Here is a 19487-nt window from a genome sequence, read left to right as displayed (position 1 = left end):
CTTTAGAGCAAGGTCCATTTACTAAGGGTCCATTTAATAAGGCTTCATTTAACATACCCCGTTCTCAACTTATTAAAGTTCAGGGTAGACTGTCGATTTTAGCTCAGAAAATCGAGACCTTTAACTAAAAATACTCGGTTTAAGCCATAATCTTTGTTAGGAGTTGAGCGTTAAGTCCTTATCATAATAAGTATTCAGTTGAATCAATACTATCGATAATATGTGTGATTAGGATATGATTTTGTAAAATATTAATTTCAAACGAAACAATTACCTAGAATTCGTTAAAAACTGGCGGATCCCAGCAACTTTATCTGCGCCATGTTGTCTTGCTGTATCTAAATCATTCGGCGCCATTCCCCCTAATGCAATAACAGGGACCTCTGACTTAAAAGCAAGCTGATTGAGTCCTTGCCAACCTAGAGCATGTTTTTCTGGGTGGGTTTGAGTTGGGTTAACGGGTGATAAGTAAACCCCGATTACTGGCGAGCTATTAGACGATAACCTATATTGAGCCAACCTATTGAGTTTCTCAAGACTTAGTGCGGTATGGCAACTTGCAGTAAGCGGTAAATTGACCAGACTTTTTACATTACTTTCCTCAATAACCATATCGTCTGACACCAGATTATTCACCTGTGATTCTGTTATATGTTGTGCAATAGGCAGTTTCATCTTCGCTTTTGTTGAGTCATTATCTCGTAGTTGTTTGAACCATGAACTGGCAAGTTGACTACTCACTATCAAACTCAAATCTCTTCGCTTGAGAGCAAGTTGTTGCACCAACGGCAGTTGACTATCGATGTCGGAATGTTTTAAACGTACATATACAGTAGCATTTAAAGGTAGATATTGCTGATAGAAGTGACTCCAGGCTTCTGCACTGGTCAGTCTCCGTCGATTGACATCATCAGATGCTTTTTTACCTGTCTCTAACTCTATATCTTGAGTAATGGTGATAAGATCTGACAAACTAAGCCAGTGCAAAATAGTTTTATTGGCTTCTGGCAACCGATAGTGGTGCGAAATGAGATCAGACCCTGTAACCCACCTCAATAACTGCCCTTCATTACCTTGATTCCGAACTAAATAGCGTTCAAACTGACGCTGACTTAAACGGACTCGAAAAACATGCAAACAAACTGTTTTACTATTTTTTGGTTCTTTGAAATCATCATATACATGACGTAAAACCCCCATTTTATTAATCAAATTATCAGACGTTATTTTCAGCCCTATCTCTTCGTCAACCTCTCTCATTAAAGCATCCTTGGGTGTTTCATTATCTTCTACTTTACCACCAATAAATTCATATCGATCGCCTTGATGTTGCTGCGAATGACGATAACCCAGTAAATATTTATCCGAGAAGTGGATTACTGCAATTGCCACCTTAATTTCCTTCATTGTTGCTCCATCATTACTTATAGATTCGTATAGTGCTAATCAGTGCCAAACTAATTGTCTTAACGCTAGAAGACTGTCTATCACTTAATAACACCCCGTTCTCAACTTATTAAAATTTATTGTAGGCTGGTGCTTTTAGCCCAGCAAATCAAGACCTTTAATCAAAATACTGGACTAAAGCCACAGCCTACGTTAAGAGTTGAGAATGAGGTAAATAATTTAAAAACACTCTATTTTTTAAACACACTATTTTAATTAAATTAAGTATTCAAGATTGTTTTTGCCCATCCATTGATAATTTAAATGATTAAGTTTAAAAAAACACTTGCAATGTGTATGAGAATAAATAATAATTAAGTTAATGATAATCATTATCAAATAGAAAAAATTGTCATTCAGTGCTCTTCAATACTACTAATTTATTAAAATAGCAAACTCTTTATATGTTGGCACTTATGATTTTCTATGGATTGTTTAAATAAATAGCTGATGGTTATCATCAATAGCAGCATTAGAATGCATCTCGCTACTCACTATAGTCAACGAAGTCTAAAATGGTTACAAGGCAACCGAGTGCAAGTAGCAAGTAATACGGGAGTAGGCTTAACGAGGTTAACGCCGTAACCGTTTAGTTGTTCGTTGACTATACAACAATCATTAAACAGAGGATATAACCCATGGCTACTATCATTTCTCGAGCACTTCGTCTTCGTGATAATCAACTTCCTATGCTACAATCTGAGCATCTTTTTGCCTTAACGAAAGAAGTTCGTATTCAACATGAAGGTGAGGAATATCGATTGCGCCTAACCAGAAACAACCGATTAATTTTGACCAAGTAGCCATCATTTGGTAATAGATATTGGGCAATAATTATTGAGCAATAAGCTTCATCGATGGTCACTATATAATTACTAGTATAGTAAACTTGATGAGGTCAATGCCGTAGCTTTATAATTGGACTGAACATGTTGCGACATCAACTTAAATAAATTTATATCAAAATATTAATACAAAAAAAGAGGGCAACTGTGACAGTTGCCCTCTTTTTTACGCCAAACATTTTAGCCTTACCTCTATTCATCCTTAATAGACGACGATACTTGAAGGCATAACAACATTATGCCGTAGCATCCTCTATCCTAGCTATATTTTATCCTAGCTGTATATTGAAGCAATGTATTAGAAGCCATTTAAGTGCTGACTAAAGTAATGACTATAAAATCAATAACTCTAAGCTTGAAAAATTAGAACTGGAAGCTATAAACCACATCGATAGCGTTTTCAACAGATGAGCTAGCCTCTACATAGATACGACGCGTTAGCTGATAACGTACCGACAGACTACTTTGCGCATTAAACACCCCCACACCATATCGAATATATAAGTCTGGCGTGATGTATCCTGTGACATTAAGACTTGTGTCATCACTGTTCCCTGAGGCATCAATGGTCAATCGCTCAAGTCCAAAGGCTTGTCCAATACTATTGGTTAAATTCCGAGTACCACTTAAGCCAAAGCTTAATCCAGCAGCCGCTAAGTTATTGGTCACTTCGGATTTAAAGCCTTCCTCGCTAATCTGAGTAGCGGCTGGATTTGATAGTCGTCCCGTGACCAATGCATTCATTGCCTGTTGTTGTGTTAACCCTGCATCATTAAAGACCGTTATATTTGGTTCTGAAACTCGACCTTTAACCCGCAACCCTACCGTTCGGCCTTCTATCTCTTTAACCGCTTCAATACTTAGCTGAGGATTAACAACCTCACCATTAAAACGAACTTGACCATAATTGAGCTCTAGACTTTGGCCAAAAGCATCAATATTGGTTCGGCGACTAACCTGTACTACCCCAAGTGCATTCATCACACCTTGCCCTTTTTGGGTAACATGCACTGCACCTGCTAAAGGTAGCACCGCACCAAATCCTTGGAAGGTAACGTCACGACCTAAGTCAACCCCAATATCAGCATTGATTGACCAAGGCTGAGAAATGGCTAAAACCTCTTCAATATTACCTATAAGCTCACGGTCAAGTACCACAACATCATCTGACTTGGTGATCACGTCTTCATTCGCCTCAGGTGGTCTTATGGTCGCATTGGGTACTAAAACCGCTCCGACAATATTAACGCTCTTTTGTTGAGGCTTAATAATGATATTTAAATCTGGGGTTATCTCAGCAAATAATAGGGGCGGCTGGGATAGTATCAAACGCTCGCCTCTTACGCGCAGTTTTGCTTGAAGCTCTTGTTGCCAATCTACCGTTCCTGTCAGCAGACCTGTGCCCTCACCACTCATAAACTCGCCATCAATGGTCGCACTTTTTCCACGAACTTTAGCTTTTGCATTGATATTCGTCAAATTAACGGGCAGGTCTAACATAGCGATCGTAGCCTTTTTTAAGTTCACATCACCGTAAAATACAGGACTACTCAACGTACCGCCCAAGCCACCGGCCATCGTTATATTACCTGCTAAACGACGCATACCAGGGAAGAAAGGTTTCAAAATGGCTAAGTTAAACTCATTTAATACCAGCGCGCCTGATATAGGTTTCTCCTCTTTATAAGGATCAACCACTATGTCAGCATATCCTCGAGCACCATGACCACTATCGATATCTGTACGCAGTTTTATACCTTCTTCAAAAGACCTAACGATAAGAGAAACGCGCTTGTAGGGCATAGTAACCGGTTCTGAATAGCCCTCTTGTAGCATGCCAATCTTGCCATTATCAGAGTACAACGTAGCATTTATAGAAGGCTTAATGCCTTTACCCCACTTCATGACCGCTTTACCATTTAAGTTTGCTTGCCAGCTTATATCTTTGGGTAAAAATGGCGTAAATAAAGTGGTATCAATATTTTGTAACGCTAAATTTACTTGTCCTTTAGCAGTAGAAGCGATTAGGTTTTCACGCAGACACAGCTTGCCTGTTTGATTGGTAGCCTGCCAGCAGTGAGCTGCTAACTGTATCTGTGGCGCATCTCCTGCAAACGAAGCGATTAATTGTGCGGGTTGGCTTTGTGCTAAAGTCACGTATTGAGTGCCAATCTCTCCATTTCCTATGACACCTGTCCAACGTTGGGCGTTACGATCGTAGCCTCCTTTGATAGCGGCTTTAAGGCTGACTGGAGTATTTGCACTATTGGTATCTGCAGTTAGAGTAACGGTATGATTTCGCTCAGTACCATTAAATATGGCATGTACATTTTCAAATTTACTTTCTGAAGCTTTTAAACCCTCTGCCATAATGACTAACGTACTTGGACTCTTAGCGAGATCAACAATCTTTCCTTTAATAATCCCTTTTTCTAAGGAGATACCAGGCAGAAGTAGCCTATCACCCGTAAGATCAACATATATAGTGGGTAGCGCTTTTCCTTTAGGCTGAACTAAAGTGAAACCACCCAATATATCGCCTGAGAATCCGTCCCCTAATTGGGATAGGTCATGAATATTTACTTTAGCTTGTAGGTTATTAGCATTACCATTTGCCACGATTTGATTGTTACCCCATTGGACGATCAAGTCGTTTGCATTTAGGGTCTCAACGATACTTTTTACTTTTTGAACTTGAGCGTTAGTATCTGCCGCTTGCAAGGATTCAAAATAATGTCCCATATCCTTCGGTAAATGCAAAGTAGCATTTAGACTACCTTTTGCCAGTAGAGGCTCACCTTTGATTTGTCCACGCAGTGCCATCTGTTTAATATTGACACGTTGCACCCCCTCCTTCCAAAGACCAGTACTGGATAGTCGGCCCGTTATCGTACTTGGCACATTAGATACAAAGTATCCTAGGTTAAATTGATCCATGGCTGCATCTATATCCCAGGCCACACCATTACTGACATTCACCGAGCCTTTAGCAACCAAGCTTCCTGCCTCACCGATATGGCTTAGATTGCGTATTTTAATAGAGTGAGCATCTCCACCTGCATCAATGACTAACTTACCCTTAGGTAACTCCGGAGTGTCAATTAAGCCATTAAATTTAACATCAAAGGCTTGAAGATCACCAAGCTTCGTCTCATTAGATCGCCACTTACCTGACGTTTTTAAATCCCCTGTTACGATGCCTTTGGTTTGTGGCACAAAATAGCCCACATTAAAATCTTTGCTATTGGCGCTAAGATTCCATTGAATGCCATCGGTCAAGTTAACATTCCCAGATGCTGTAATGTCTCCCGCCTCTCCTTGATGGCTAAAGGACTTAATGTTTACATTTTTCAACGTCCCATTGGCATCGAGTTGAACATCACCTTTAGGTAGGCCTTGAGTGTCCACTTTCCCCTTAAAACGGGCATCGAAATGATCAACATTGCCATTTAATATATCGACTTCACCATCACCACGACCGACTATCATCAATCGCCGATTCTCAACTTTGGAATTAGCACCCTCACCTGTTGTCACTTGAGCAGTCAGTGTGGAGCTAATATCTGTCGAATCGATAGTAAATACGTGTTTTTGACCTTTGACTATCTTGCCATTAATACGGCGACTGATATCGATCATCTTACCCTTGGCGCGAAGATTGCCAACCAATCTCTTCACTGGCATATCTTCATTAAAAACTTGCGGTCTTAGCTCTTTGGTAGTTGCATCAATATCCCACGTTAAGGGCGTGTTTTTGTTGGCTAGAATGAAACTGCCTTTACCTGACAAATCACCCATAATGCCATTGTAATTAAAGGATTGAAGATTAACCTTATTATCGACTTTATTTAGATTTACCTTATAGTCTCCAGCTGGAGCAGCGTTAAGCTCATTAATTTGTGCATCGGCAGTGACCCATAGGTGATTGTCACGTAACTTGATATTTGCCGACCCTCGTGGACTATTGATATTGCCTACTTGAGGTATATTTTGACGCTTTAAGTTATTCCAACTGGCATCAATATACCAAGGAGCTTGAAATCTTGGGTTATCTGGCTTTTTACCCTGGACGACATGGGCCTTAAGGGATTCACCATCTCGCTGCTGCAATCCTGCATCAATCTGCATTAACCCATCTTTATTTTTATTGTTATATAAGAATGCCAGACGACCATCAAGATATTCAGGGGCATAGGGGGCTGCAGACTCGGGCAATAAGCTACGCACTTTATAATTATTACTATAAAGCATGGCTTTAATATTGAAGGCTTCTTCCCAGTCAATCACTCCTTTTGCTAAAAGATCACCGTTAGGCGTTGAGGCGGTGAGTCGTTGTACTAGCATTTTACTGGTATCAACAATATCTGCACGGGCTTTATATTGTCCACTTGGAATATCTTTTGCTAATAATCGGCTATTGATACGCAGCTCAATGTCTGATCGGACACCTGAAAGGGTCGCTAACCCCTGCTGGAGTTGAATTTCTTGACCTTCAGCATAAGGCAGCTGAATTTCGTCCCAAGTTAGTTTGGCTTCAAAAGGAGAGTTATCATCCATGCCCTGAACGATAAACTCTCCCTTAACATTACTGTCATTATATTTACTACGTATCTTGCCGTAAGTACGTTTAAGGCTACCCGTCGCATTTACTTGAATAGGATCGATATACACTTTGTCTAAACTATTGACAGTGACAACCGCCGATAAGTCTAACGGATAACTGTCTGTCAAATTAACAAACCCTTCCAGATCACCGACTTTTACTAAATCATTATATTGTAGGTTAGCTTTACCAACCTCAAGCTCGGTGCCAATCCAGCTGAGATCATTGGCTTGGATATCAGTGACCTGAATGGGATCTTTGCCTGCTTGGTTATAAATAATTTCATTAATACGGGCCCGATCAAAACGCAAGTTTACCGGTAAGTCATACGATTTATAGTCAAAGGGTTCACCTGTCGGTGGCTTACGATTTTCAATAACAATTGAATCTATCGTCGCGTCGCGTAGATGTACTTCTCTTGCAAACATCGCCCGCCAGCCAATTTTTACGTAGGTGTTAACGAAGTGGATATCGACATCCTCAGATGCACTCATACTGATGTCTTTTACCATCAGCCCATCACGCAAGTTACCTGCACCATACTCAAGCTCAACCCCAGTCTCTGAGATTATCTTTTCTACAATAAACTTAGTACCACGAGACGTCCCTGCCATGATATAGAGCACGATACACATAATCATGAACAAGACCAAAAGCAGGGCCAATAGCTTTAATAGAAATGATAGCGGATAATGACGCTTTAACCGTTCCGCATCGCGCTGAGTTGGATCTTGTTGTTTATTAGGCTGTGGACTTTGCGAAGTAGTCATATAATAAGTAACTTAAGTATGTAATAGCCTGAATTAGATCTAACGAGGTTATCTAAATTTTAGCACTGGATATAAAGTGTGTGGAATTTTTACCATGTAGCTTAAAAATATGTAATTAAAAATTGGTTAAATTAATAGTTTAGGACTATAAAAAATGCCTAATCTTAAAGGATATTTATACACCGAACAATACCAAGCCTTAATCATTTCAGTGCCATGTTTTAATATCCAAACTACTTTGACCGATGTTAATCTTTCTACTAATAATCTTTCTACTAGTCATATTTCTACTATTAGCTTCGCTACTGGCTTTATTGCAGAGGCGATCCAATAAAAAAGTGCAATCTTATGGGTATACTTTCTTCTAACACGCCAGCTGCTAAGTCTAAGCGAACCATACCTACTGGAGACGCCCAGCGAATGCCAAAGCCTACCCCTAACTTGGTATCCGCTTCAAAGTTGGTATCATAAGCATTACCAGCATCTGCAAAAACGGCCCCTCTTAACCCTGGCTTAAATTCATAGTTATATTCTGCACTTCCGACAGCCAGAACTTGTCCACCCACCAGATAGCCTTTTTCTAACGCAGACAAACTATTATAATCATAGCCGCGAATACTACGATCACCACCGGCAAAGAATCGTAGCTTATAAGGCACATCTTCAAAGTCGTCAGCCCATATATATCCCCCATCCAAACTGGCTAAGATCTGATGTTTATTCATCTCACCAAAGCTATAGACGCCCGTCACACCTGCACGAGCGATCGCCATATTGGTATCGGTTAACGCACTATCAGAACCCGCCTCAATCGAGTAATATTGATGATACCCCTTTGTAGGGTTCATCGCATTATCAGCGGTGGTTTTATCCATTTGATAGCCTAGCAATAAAGCTTCTTGATTAAACTTTGCTCCTTCACGGTTAAAAGGTACTGGCAGATTTTCTCGATCAGTGCCTCTCACACCACTCTCTAGCTCATCAACACGATATTTAAGGGAATAGGTCCTATTCCATCCTGTCTCATTACGAATATTACGGGCGACACCCGCTTTTATAGTGCGGGTATCTAAATCAAGATTACCCTTACCTTGATTAATGGTTTCTTGTTCATAGCTGACGTTGGCAGACAAGGTATCGTCCAAAGGATGTTTCCATGGTCGACTGGCATGGACGTCAATAGATTGATTTATACCTGATGCGCCAACACTAATGCCAGCTTGATAGCCATCACGATTGATCAAATTATGCTCAAGTCTAGCAACAGCACGAACCCCAGTATCTGTACCATACCCGATACCCAAATCGACATCTTTTGGTTTGTCTGCTGTGACAAACACATAAAGAGGGACAGACTTAGTCTCAGCAACTTGTTCAGGCGTCTTACGATTGGCTAAAATAGTATTACTCAAATCCTGTGGTAGCGAGTCCGTTCTGGCAAAGGGGTCATCGTCATCAGGTATGATTTTCTCCACGGCTTTACTAACCGCATTGGATATTTTTCCTAATAGCGTTTTTGCTTCTTGTTCCGTTTCATCAAGCACCCTATCATCAGGCAGTCTCGACAAGCGCTCTGCTTTTGCGGTGATTTCAGCGAGTTTATCTGACGTCTCTTGATCAATTGAGTACTCAATAGGTCTTAGATCTGATTCGAAATCGTAGTTTTCAGTACTATCAAGCTCTGATTTGGCTTGATCTACTGCTTGACTTGAACTGATATTCTGACTGTCCATAGTGGTATCGCCAGAGCCCTTGGTATTAAAGTTTAACCCATCCGAAATAATCGTATCCTCAGCGCGACTGAGGTCATCATTTTCTGGATTATCTTGGGAACCTCTTCCTTCAAACTCTAATCTACCTGCACTACTACCGGGTCGAACCGTTTCGACGTTGACGACGTTAAAATAACGAGTGGCTGAAAGGTCATTGGTAAACTTAGTAACAGAAGGCGCATAAAACTTATCACCCGCTTTGAATTCATGTAGCTGATGCAGCAACTCTGATTTGACGGGTAACTTATCGGGATCTGTAGTCAACTGTCCAGTGTCAGGATCAATAGTAAAGAAGACAACATTATCAAAACGATACCGCTCCCCAGTATCATAAATTAAATCTACATCTGCCGTATTGTCTGGCAATATGACATCTACAGAGCTATTCAACCACTGACCATCAAAGAAGCCAAACTGTTCTTTGGTCGTTTCAATATTTCGTTTAGTTTGTTTATAGACACCATGATTAAATGTACTGTCAACAGTAGGAGGCGCTGATTCTACTATCTGTTTGAATTCCTCTAATTCCTGTCCTTCACCTCTAATATCGATGATGCGGCTATTTACTTTAACCGGTTCACCTAAGGATTCGATAATGACGGCAATTTTGTCATCGGCTACTTTTTGGAAGTGTAAATCTACGTCATAGTAGCCTACCGCTTGAGCAGCGTTAATCGCTTCTTCATATAGCTTGGGAGTGACTGCGGTAAAGTCAGAAATAGACTCAACGGTTATATTCTCCATCGCCGCTTTTATATTTGCAAAGGGCTGTTGTTTACTATCGACTTTTACCATTTTGGGTTGTGCAATGCCGGATTGATCTTGATTTTGGTCCATAAAGACATCGGCCTCTATTCTCGGTAAGCTTGCAACGCCCCCGTTAAATAGCCGATTATAAAGCCCCTTAAAGAATCCTTGTTTATTAGCAGAATCTCGTGAATCGTCATCTGCCGCATCCGTAACAACGTTGCCGAGATCATTTTGATTGGCATCCCCTTGATAGTCGGGTAAATAATCTTCTGGATTGATACCTGGCTCCAAAGTACCCTTTTCTTGGGCTTCGGCAACGACATCATCGGTAATCTCACCAGCCTGTTTAATTTCACTTGCCACTTGACCAACTGGTGTACTCAGTGATTGAGTTGGGGAATCATCCTTATCGTTTTGGCTCTCTGGGCTAGCCTTATCTTCTGGGCTAACGTCGACATCTCGTGCTTTAAAAACAGGGGTAGTTCCACTGTCTGTAGCCATGTTTGCGCTTTGACCACTCACCTCAGTGTTCGCAGCAGGCTCATCCATCCATCCTAGAGTTTTTCTATTATTTGGATTTATCTGAGTTCTTTTATCAAGCTCTGAATCAAATCCTATAGGGGGCGTCACTGCATCAAGTCGTGCAACTGGGGCATCAAAATCAGAGGAAACCTCTGTACCTATATCAGATAATAAGACATCCAGCTGCTGAGGTGACTGAGTAAGTGTACTCTCAGTCAGTCCATTGTGACTATTTAACGCCGAACTTAAGTCTTTATCTAAGGCATCATCTGCGAAAATACGATCAAAGATAGCGTCACTATCTTGGTTGGTATGGCTGGTTTGGCTATCGTGTTGATTAGACTTGCCACTTCTTGTGTCACTATTGGTTGAGTTATTTTTTAGCCTTGACTCTTGTAAACTTTGATTTAATGAGCTTATAGCATCTTTTTCTTCATCATTCATTACCCTGTTATCGGAAGATAGGTTGTTGTTAGAGTTTTGACTGCCATTTCTACGACCCGTGTCGCTATTGTTGGTTTTATTGTTACTTAAACGACTATTATTACTATCACCATTATTGCCGACAGGCGTATTTAAGGTCTCTCTTTGATAATCCTCCAAAACACTGGGATCAATATGACCCTTTTCAACAGCTTGCTTAAGTCTTAAAGCAATTAACGCTTCTTCAACAGTCTTATCATCACTCGATTGACCATTACTGACAGATTGTTTAATTTGATTCAAAGTCTGGCTATCATTTTTAGTACCCGAGCTCTCAGGTTGATTGGCAGCACCTAACTCAGCGGCGAATGCCGAAGGCAGCAAACAGACGTTTGCTAACATACATAGTGACAACCCATACGCAAGATTCGAGTATCGAAAAGGTACCTTTACTGTCAAACTCAGATATGAAGTACTCGGTGATAGGGGTAATTGCAGGCGATTTTTGTCAGTTATTGGGCTGTCCCCTAACCGTTGCTGATGTAATAGATGCATTACCAATCTCTTTTTAATAACGATTATTAGTAAATATAGTGCATATGGTGAATAGTGCATTTATATTGGTATTTATTAAACCACATAGCAAAAAAATGTAGTTGTCGTAAATACAGTTGTGATAAATTGTAGCTATGATACCTTGAATGCAGATATTTATCAGTGATATTTTAGGCGAAACCTTAACTAAAAAAACTCAAGTATGGGGTGAATACAAGCTCTTTCATTGAGATTAATATAAAACTGTCAACACTTTAACGATTAATTTCACAATTAATTAAAGTCGTTAACCTCCTTGTACCCAAATTAGGAAGCCTTTTATGGCATCACAATTTACTCTATTTCGTAGCCGTCGTTTTACGCCGATGTTTTTTACCCAGTTTTTAGGTGCCTTTAACGACAACTTCTTTAAGCAAGCATTATTATTAGTCTTAACCTATACAGCGGTTAACAAACTTAATGTGTCCATTAGCTTACTAAATAACTTAGCTGCTATGTTATTTATCTTGCCATTCTTTTTATTTTCGGCTTTAGCAGGTCAACTAGCAGATAAATATGAAAAGGCAAGGCTGACGTGGTATATCAAGGTTCTAGAAGTTGTCATCATGACCATGGCGGCGATTGGACTTATCTTTGAATGGTATTGGTTTTTGTTTTTAGCATTATTCTTATTAGGCGCACAATCCACTTTTTTCGGTCCCATTAAATATGCCTATTTACCACAGGCCATGCATAAGGATGAACTAGTAGGTGCCAACGGCTTGTTTCAAACAGGCACTTCCTTGTCCATCTTATTAGGTATGATTTGTGCCGGTTTATTCACTCAGCTTAGCAATAGCTTATACTGGGTGAGTGGTATGATTTTACTAGTAGCTACCTTAGGATTATTAGCGACTAAATTTATCCCTAAAATGCCGGCAGTGCAACCTGATTTGAAGGTGAACTGGAATATATTGACAACGAGTATGGATACTATTAAGTATCTATATTCGCTACCGTTGCTATTTTTTATCATTATGGGAAACAGTTGGTTTTGGTTTTATGGCGCTACCTTTTTGACCCAAACCCCTGAGTTTAGCAAAGTGTTATTAAACGGCAATGAGTCGGTTGTTATTTTACTACTGACGCTCTTCTCAGTCGGTATTGCTATCGGATCATTGATGTGCAAAACCCTTTCTAAAAATCAAGTGAGCTTTAAAATACTGCCCTATGGTATTGCGGGTTTAAGTCTATTCGCTATAGATTTATATTTCTCATTATCGGCACTAAATATTAGCAGCAGTCATCTACTAGACATTACTGAGTTATCCAGTATTAAAGGCGCGTGGCGTGTGTATTTGGATTTATTTTTGTTAGGCTTTAGTGGCGGTATTTATATTGTTCCTCTATACGCGTCGATGCAAGCTTACTCTCCGATTCACCATCGTGCGCGTGTCATTGGCGCTAACAATATTTTTAATGCGATATTTATGGTGACGTCAGCCATTTTTGCCATTGTTATTTTAAACTTACTATCTCTGTCACTGCCTCAGCTATTTTTAATCACGGGTATATTAAATATATTATTTGGGATTTTCTTGTATGTTAAGTTAAATAAGTACCAAGGTACGATGACTATTAAAGAGGACGCTATACTTTAGCCATATTTTTCAATACCTAACCTGTTATAATTGAAGCACTGACCCTTCTCTTTTGTCTAGTCGTTCTATTTGCTTAATTTTTCTGTTTAGTTAAGTGACTTCTGAACGGCAAAAGCCAACCTTAAAACTCTAAAGGTTGGCTTTTTTCATATCTGTAGACGACACTATATTATAAACTCAGACAAAACTCTACTGTGATGCTGCTATTATGATAGTTAATAGTCAAAGGGTAAGCCGTGGATTTCTTTGCTTCACCACAGGCTACATATCCTACACACTATATAAAGCACCTTTACTTAACTTAGGTAAAACCATCTTAGGTAAAACTATCTGTGATAGTAGGTAAAGACTAAAGTTCATGGCGATAAAATTCATCCTACTTAATTCTACTTAATATTTTTTATTCTCTTGGTGAGGACTAATGCCACTGGAATGGCCAAGAGTGCGCCGACTACCGCTGTCCCAATTATATGAGGAATACCATCAAAACCAATGACCAATGCGGCAATCATAAAAATGCCAATCATTACGGTTGCTGTCATAGACCAAATCATGCTGAGTAATTGCCAGTTCATGTCCATTACCTCGCTTTAGGTTGACTCTTCAAATTAGGCTTTCTTAAATATTATTATATTATAGTTATACTATAATTCCACATAAATTATAAGGGTTTTTACGAATTTTTGTTGCCTTAGCAGGTTTTGTTTTATAGAAGAGGGTTTTTAAATAAAATGTTATACTTTTTAGCTGTTTTTTAAATTCAGCAGACTATCTTTAAATAAGGGAAGCATTAAATTATCTTTAGTGCGTATAAGACCCTTATCAGATTCTAATTTAAGTCGCTTTTATTAGACTTTATAGAACAGAGCCTCATTTACCAATACGACTGACCTTGACCTATCGTTAACCAGAATGTTTAAAGTGTTTTATATAGGTGCTAAATGCCGGAAAATTCATACATCCCTGTACCCTACTACCAAATCGCACCTTACGCTAAAGGCTATGATTACAAGTCTAAAATTTACAAGCCTGTTCCAAATGAGAAGATCCACTGGCACTGTCCCTTTATAATTATTGACGCAGAGCTTATCAATAAACCGTTAAAAGATATTGCCGTTGCAACTGCTGAAGACGCCTCTGACCAAGACCTGACTCAAGACCTGACTAAAGAAAGCATAGCTACTCAAAAGACGGCTGAACACAATACTATTGCTCACGAAAATGGTGAGAAGTCAGTGCGTCAAGATAAAGAAAGTACCGCAGTCAAAACAGAAGAGCTTTCAAATGAAGGGACGTCAGACACTTTAAATGACGATACGGATCCAGAAAAACTGGCTAAGGAAAAAGAACGTCTCGATTATTTAGCACGTCAAGAGGCTAAGCCCGAAAACAGGACTGATAGTGCCCCATCCTTTAAAACAGTGACGACACCAAACAGCTCAATAGATAACTTTGACGATAATATTTTAAGCGAGAGGTCAACTGCCAATAAGGGTGCTGACTCTAATAATAAGAAGGTTAGCTCAAACAAAACCATTGAGCCTAATGATTCTCATCATGAAACAGTTCCTGATAACTTGTCTGATAAACCATTACAAGAAAACTTACTTGACCGTCAACCGGCTGGTCATAAATGTGAAAATGATCAAAAAGCGACTCAGCATTCGCCAAGCCCTTCTGATAAAAACTCGATTACGTCATATCAAAGTGACGATCATTATTTAGATAATCAAGAGGTCATAACTGAAAATCTTGACGAAAAAGGCGATGTCGAAAAAGCGAATGACGAACAAAACCAAAGCAAGCAGAAACTTAATAAAAGCAAACGCAAAAAAGACGACAAGAAAGACGACAAGAAAGATGAGGAAATAACGGAAGAAGAAAAACTTAAAATCGAAAAAGAAGAAAAACTTGAGTCCTATAAACAGTTTGTGGCTGAACAACAAAGCAAAGTCGATGTAGACTATCAAGGGATTCGTGTCAGTATTGAAGCAAACGCACTGCCCAGTCGTATGTACTTCATTATGAATGCGCTGTCTGCCATTATAGCCAGTTATGGTTTGGTCATTAATTCAGCTGCAGTAGTAATAGGCGCTATGTTAGTTGCCATGATGCTTGGCCCGATAAGTGGTGTCGCTTTGGCTATTATTGATTATCGTATGCCCTTTTTACGTAAGTCTTTGATAACTGTTCTGCTTGGGGCACTAATGGTCGTCACTATTGGCTTTATAGTCGGATGGCTACATTCGGATACTCAATTATCAAATGAGATATTATCTCGCACGCAGCCAACCTCAATGGACTTAATGGTTGCTTTAGCAGGGGGTACTGCCGGTGCATACGCCATGATTTCGCCACATTTGTCCGTGGCGGTGGTCGGGGTGGCTGTTGCTACCGCATTAGTGCCACCGTTGGCGGCTAGTGGCATATTATTTGCTCATGGTGAAGCAAGTCTAGGACTTGGTGCGCTTTTGCTGGCATTGACGAACATTATTGCTATCCAATTTACCAACGCCCTAGTGCTTTGGTTTACTGGATTTCGCCGTCTAATGGAAGATGATTACAAGACAAGTCCAATCATTACCTTTTTTCGTCGTAATGCCGTACCTTTAGTATTATTAGCTGGTATTGCGGGTTATTTGACGTATAACTTTAATACCATCACTAAAAAACAACAATTTGAAAATGAGGTCAAAGAAACCATCAATGACTACTTCATCGATAAAGGGAATGCGTTAACCACCACTCAGTTTTTAACGCGCGAAAACCATCAAACAGTGAGAGCGGTCATGCGCGGAGAAACTCGTCCTTCTACTTCTGATGTTAGAAATATTGAGCAATCTATTAATAATTTGATTGATAATGACTATCCTAAATATAAACCTGTACGTTTGCAATTACGCTATATGCCCGTTGTTGTCATTGAATCAGATCCTAACCAAACTGAAGAGATTAGTCAGACAGACGTTGCCATACTTTCGAACGATTAAAATTTATTAAGATAATAATTTAACGACAAAATGCGGCAATAGTCATGTTTTAGTGTTAAATATGCTAAACTTTGTCGCTATTAATTTGTTTGTTATTGCCACTTTAACGGTAAAATACGGACTAGATAGAACTATGTTTAAAATCTGACCTTGTTTAGCGTTTAAATATATCGATCTTAATAATAGAAATGACATAAATTGCTTAATTTATACTTTTTTTAACGCTGGGTAAGTCCGATATAACAGTCTCAAAACTATTTTCTGAATTATTATTTATTATTATATAGTCAAAGAAGTCTAAAATGGTTACAAGGCAACCGAGTGCAACTACTACTGGAGTAGGTTTAACGAGGTTAACGCCGTAACCGTTTAGTAGTTCGCTGACTATAGTATTAAACCTTTAGCTATCAGCCAATCCTTAAGGAGTTCTTGTGACTCAGTCTGTGTCTAACCCCTCAAATTCTGTATCGCCAAATTCTAACCTCTTTCTTAGTACGGCAGAGATTCGTCAATCTTTTATTGACTTCTTTGTCAGTAAGCAACACACCCCTGTGCCTTCCTCAAGTTTGGTTCCTTATAATGACCCGACCTTGCTCTTTACCAATGCAGGGATGAACCAATTTAAAGACTGCTTTTTAGGTATTGATAAACGGGATTATACCCGTGCGGTGACCTCACAAAAATGTGTCCGTGCTGGCGGTAAACATAATGATTTAGATAATGTCGGCTATACCGCTCGCCATCACACGTTCTTTGAGATGTTAGGAAATTTCTCCTTTGGAGATTATTTCAAAAAAGCAGCCATAAGTTACGCTTGGGAGTTTTTAACCTCAAAGCAGTGGTTAGGGCTAGATCCTGATAGATTGTACGTGACCATTTACGAAAGTGATGACGAAGCCTTCGATATCTGGCATAAAGATGTTGGTCTTGCCGCTGATCGTATTATCCGTATCGGTGATAATAAGGGTGCTCCTTATGCTTCGGACAACTTCTGGGCAATGGGAGATACTGGTCCTTGTGGTCCATGTTCTGAAGTTTTTTATGACCATGGCGAAGACGTAGAAGGTGGCCTACCAGGCACACCTGAAGAAGATGGCGACCGTTATATCGAAGTATGGAACTGTGTATTTATGCAGTTCAATCGTCAGCCTGATGGTAGTATGGAACCCCTACCCGCCCCTAGTGTCGATACAGGTATGGGCCTTGAACGCATCAGTGCTATATTACAAGGTGTCCATAGTAACTATGAGATTGACCTATTCGTAAATCTTATGAATAGTGCAGCCGATATCTTAGGTATTCAAAATAAGGACCAAGCTTCTTTAAAAGTCATTGCCGATCACATCCGCGCAGTGAGCTTCTTAATCGCAGATGGTGTATTACCGAGTAACGAGGGCCGTGGTTACGTGCTACGTCGTATTATTCGTCGTGCGGTTCGCCATGGCAATAAGCTCAGTGCAGATATGAGCTCAGATAACAGCTTTTTCTACAAAATGGTGGCACCATTAGTCGAAGAAATGGGACATGCTTATCCGCAATTGGTTGAAAAACAGTCCTTTATTGAGTCAGCAATCGAAAAAGAAGAAGTTCAGTTTGCTAAAACGCTGGCACAAGGCCTGCGCTTATTAGACAGTGAACTCGAAGGCTTGAAAGCAGGTGACGTGCTGTCTGGTGAAGCCGCTTTTAAACTTTATGATACATATGGCTTCCCGGTTGATTTGACGGCTGATATTACACGTGAACGTGATATTAGCATTGACGTAGCAGGCTTTGATGAGCAAATGAATATCCAACGTCAACGTGCCCGTGATGCGGGCAAATTTGATGTCGATTATTCATCCGCAATTAAAGTGGAACAACCTACCGAATTTATCGGCTATGAAAGTCTTGAAGCCAAAGACATCACTATTATTGGCTTATATCAAGAGGGTAAAGAAGTCACAGAGCTGCATGAAGGCGATGAAGGTGTTATTGTCTTAGATCGCACGCCCTTTTATGCCGAAGGGGGTGGTCAAGTTGGTGAAATGGGTGACATCCATACCAGCTCTGGTGTATTCCATGTCGAGGATACCAAAAAGTCAGGTCAAGCCATTATTCATCATGGCGTCGTGAATATGGGAGATATCAAACCCAATCAATCTGCTGAAGCGCATGTTGTCTCAGCGATACGATCGGCGAGTGCAAGAAACCATTCTGCAACTCACTTATTGCATGCCGCATTACGTAAAGTACTGGGTAATGACGTGACTCAAAAAGGCTCGTTGGTCTCAAGCGAGGTTCTTCGTTTCGACTTCTCTTATGATCAAGCCGTCAGCCAGCAAGATCTGCTAACCATTGAACGGTTGGTTAATGAACAGATTCAAGCCAACGTTGAAACCCAAATTGAGTTTATGAACATTGATGAGGCGATGAAAAAAGGGGCGGCAGCTTTATTCGGTGAGAAGTATGGTGAGACCGTCCGTGTCTTGACAATGGGAACCCATGACTATCAAGACGGGGTAGATAAACCCTTCTCTATCGAGTTATGCGGTGGCTTACATGTTCAGCGTACAGGCGATATTGGTCTATTTAAAATCACCTCAGAGTCGGGTATCGCTGCGGGTATCAGACGTATTGAAGCGTTAACCGGTATGGGCGCCCTACGTTATGTGCAGCAAGCTGATAATCAACTGACAACGCTTGCCAACCAGCTTAAAGCCAAACGTCCTGAAGTCGCTGATCGTGTGCAAAGTATGGCGGACAAACAACGCGAACTTGAAAAAGAGATCGAACGTCTCAATCAAAAAATAGCCAGCGCCCAAGCTGCTACTTTGGTGGATGACGTGCAAACGATTGCAGATAAAAAAGTATTGATTGCCAAAGTAGCGGGTATTGACGGCAAGGCTATACGAGGTCTTATGGATGATATCAAGTCCAAGTTACAAGACACTATCATCATACTCGTTGGCGAAAAAGACGATCAGTTAGCATTAGCTGCCTCAGTTAGCAAATCGTTAACAAGCGATATTAAAGCGGGTGATATCATCCGTCATTTAGCGAGTGAACTGGGCGGAAAAGGGGGTGGCAAGCCTGACTATGCGCAAGGTGGCGCGCCTAATAGTGACAATCTTGAGTCAGTTATGACTAAGCTACCAGAATGGCTTGCTACACAGCTTAGCTAATCTAACTTAG

Annotated in this window: 8 protein-coding genes; 4 read left to right on the top strand and 4 right to left on the bottom strand. The window is 40.2% G+C overall.

Going from position 1 to position 19487, the window contains the following annotated elements:
* Nucleotides 1–270: 270 nt before the first annotated feature.
* Nucleotides 271–1407 (bottom strand): NUDIX domain-containing protein, encoded by a 1137-nt coding sequence (locus tag AC2SLT_RS04575; protein ID WP_486546453.1) that lies wholly within the window; start codon nucleotides 1405–1407, stop codon nucleotides 271–273.
* 677 nt (nucleotides 1408–2084) lie between these two features.
* On the opposite strand from AC2SLT_RS04575, the gene hemP reads away from it, so the two are divergent.
* Complete coding sequence (gene hemP, locus AC2SLT_RS04570; protein WP_011960827.1) at nucleotides 2085–2249, top strand: hemin uptake protein HemP; 165 nt, start codon at nucleotides 2085–2087, stop codon at nucleotides 2247–2249.
* Nucleotides 2250–2654: 405 nt separating this feature from the next.
* On the opposite strand, the gene AC2SLT_RS04565 is transcribed toward hemP, so the two are convergent.
* Together AC2SLT_RS04565 and AC2SLT_RS04560 are read right to left on the bottom strand one after the other, a co-directional pair.
* On the bottom strand, nucleotides 2655–7664 hold the full coding sequence (locus tag AC2SLT_RS04565) for a translocation/assembly module TamB domain-containing protein (protein WP_486546452.1): 5010 nt from the start codon (nucleotides 7662–7664) through the stop codon (nucleotides 2655–2657).
* Nucleotides 7665–7975: 311 nt separating this feature from the next.
* Entirely contained in the window at nucleotides 7976–11686 is a 3711-nt protein-coding gene (locus AC2SLT_RS04560; RefSeq protein ID WP_486546451.1) for an autotransporter assembly complex protein TamA, read from the bottom strand.
* Between the two features lie 320 nt (nucleotides 11687–12006).
* On the opposite strand from AC2SLT_RS04560, the gene AC2SLT_RS04555 reads away from it, so the two are divergent.
* The gene (locus AC2SLT_RS04555) at nucleotides 12007–13326 is read left to right on the top strand and encodes an MFS transporter (protein ID WP_486546450.1); all 1320 of its coding nucleotides are present in this window, start codon (nucleotides 12007–12009) and stop codon (nucleotides 13324–13326) included.
* A gap of 386 nt (nucleotides 13327–13712) precedes the next feature.
* Here AC2SLT_RS04555 and AC2SLT_RS04550 read toward each other — a convergent pair whose 3' ends face one another.
* Nucleotides 13713–13907, bottom strand: coding sequence for a hypothetical protein (locus AC2SLT_RS04550; protein WP_486546449.1), 195 nt, complete (start codon nucleotides 13905–13907; stop codon nucleotides 13713–13715).
* 360 nt (nucleotides 13908–14267) lie between these two features.
* Here AC2SLT_RS04550 and AC2SLT_RS04545 point away from each other — a divergent pair, with 360 nt between their 5' ends.
* Together AC2SLT_RS04545 and alaS are read left to right on the top strand one after the other, a co-directional pair.
* A complete protein-coding gene (locus AC2SLT_RS04545; RefSeq protein WP_486546448.1) occupies nucleotides 14268–16316 on the top strand; it encodes a DUF389 domain-containing protein in 2049 nt (682 codons plus the stop codon).
* 443 nt (nucleotides 16317–16759) lie between these two features.
* Nucleotides 16760–19477, top strand: coding sequence for an alanine--tRNA ligase (gene alaS / locus AC2SLT_RS04540; protein WP_486546590.1), 2718 nt, complete (start codon nucleotides 16760–16762; stop codon nucleotides 19475–19477).
* The last annotated feature ends 10 nt before the right edge of the window (nucleotides 19478–19487 follow it).

The sequence above is a fragment of the Psychrobacter sp. CX18 genome (assembly GCF_057396215.1).
Note: the sequence above shows the minus strand (reverse complement) of the source record. Positions and strands in the feature narration are given on the sequence as shown.

Excerpts from the sequence above, each read along its gene's own strand:
- AC2SLT_RS04575 (WP_486546453.1), bottom strand. The coding sequence starts at position 1,407 with ATGAAGGAAATTAAGGTGGCAATTGCAGTAATCCACTTCTCGGATAAA.
- hemP (WP_011960827.1), top strand. The coding sequence starts at position 2,085 with ATGGCTACTATCATTTCTCGAGCACTTCGTCTTCGTGATAATCAACTT.
- AC2SLT_RS04565 (WP_486546452.1), bottom strand. The coding sequence starts at position 7,664 with ATGACTACTTCGCAAAGTCCACAGCCTAATAAACAACAAGATCCAACT.
- AC2SLT_RS04560 (WP_486546451.1), bottom strand. The coding sequence starts at position 11,686 with ATGCATCTATTACATCAGCAACGGTTAGGGGACAGCCCAATAACTGAC.
- AC2SLT_RS04555 (WP_486546450.1), top strand. The coding sequence starts at position 12,007 with ATGGCATCACAATTTACTCTATTTCGTAGCCGTCGTTTTACGCCGATG.
- AC2SLT_RS04550 (WP_486546449.1), bottom strand. The coding sequence starts at position 13,907 with ATGGACATGAACTGGCAATTACTCAGCATGATTTGGTCTATGACAGCA.
- AC2SLT_RS04545 (WP_486546448.1), top strand. The coding sequence starts at position 14,268 with ATGCCGGAAAATTCATACATCCCTGTACCCTACTACCAAATCGCACCT.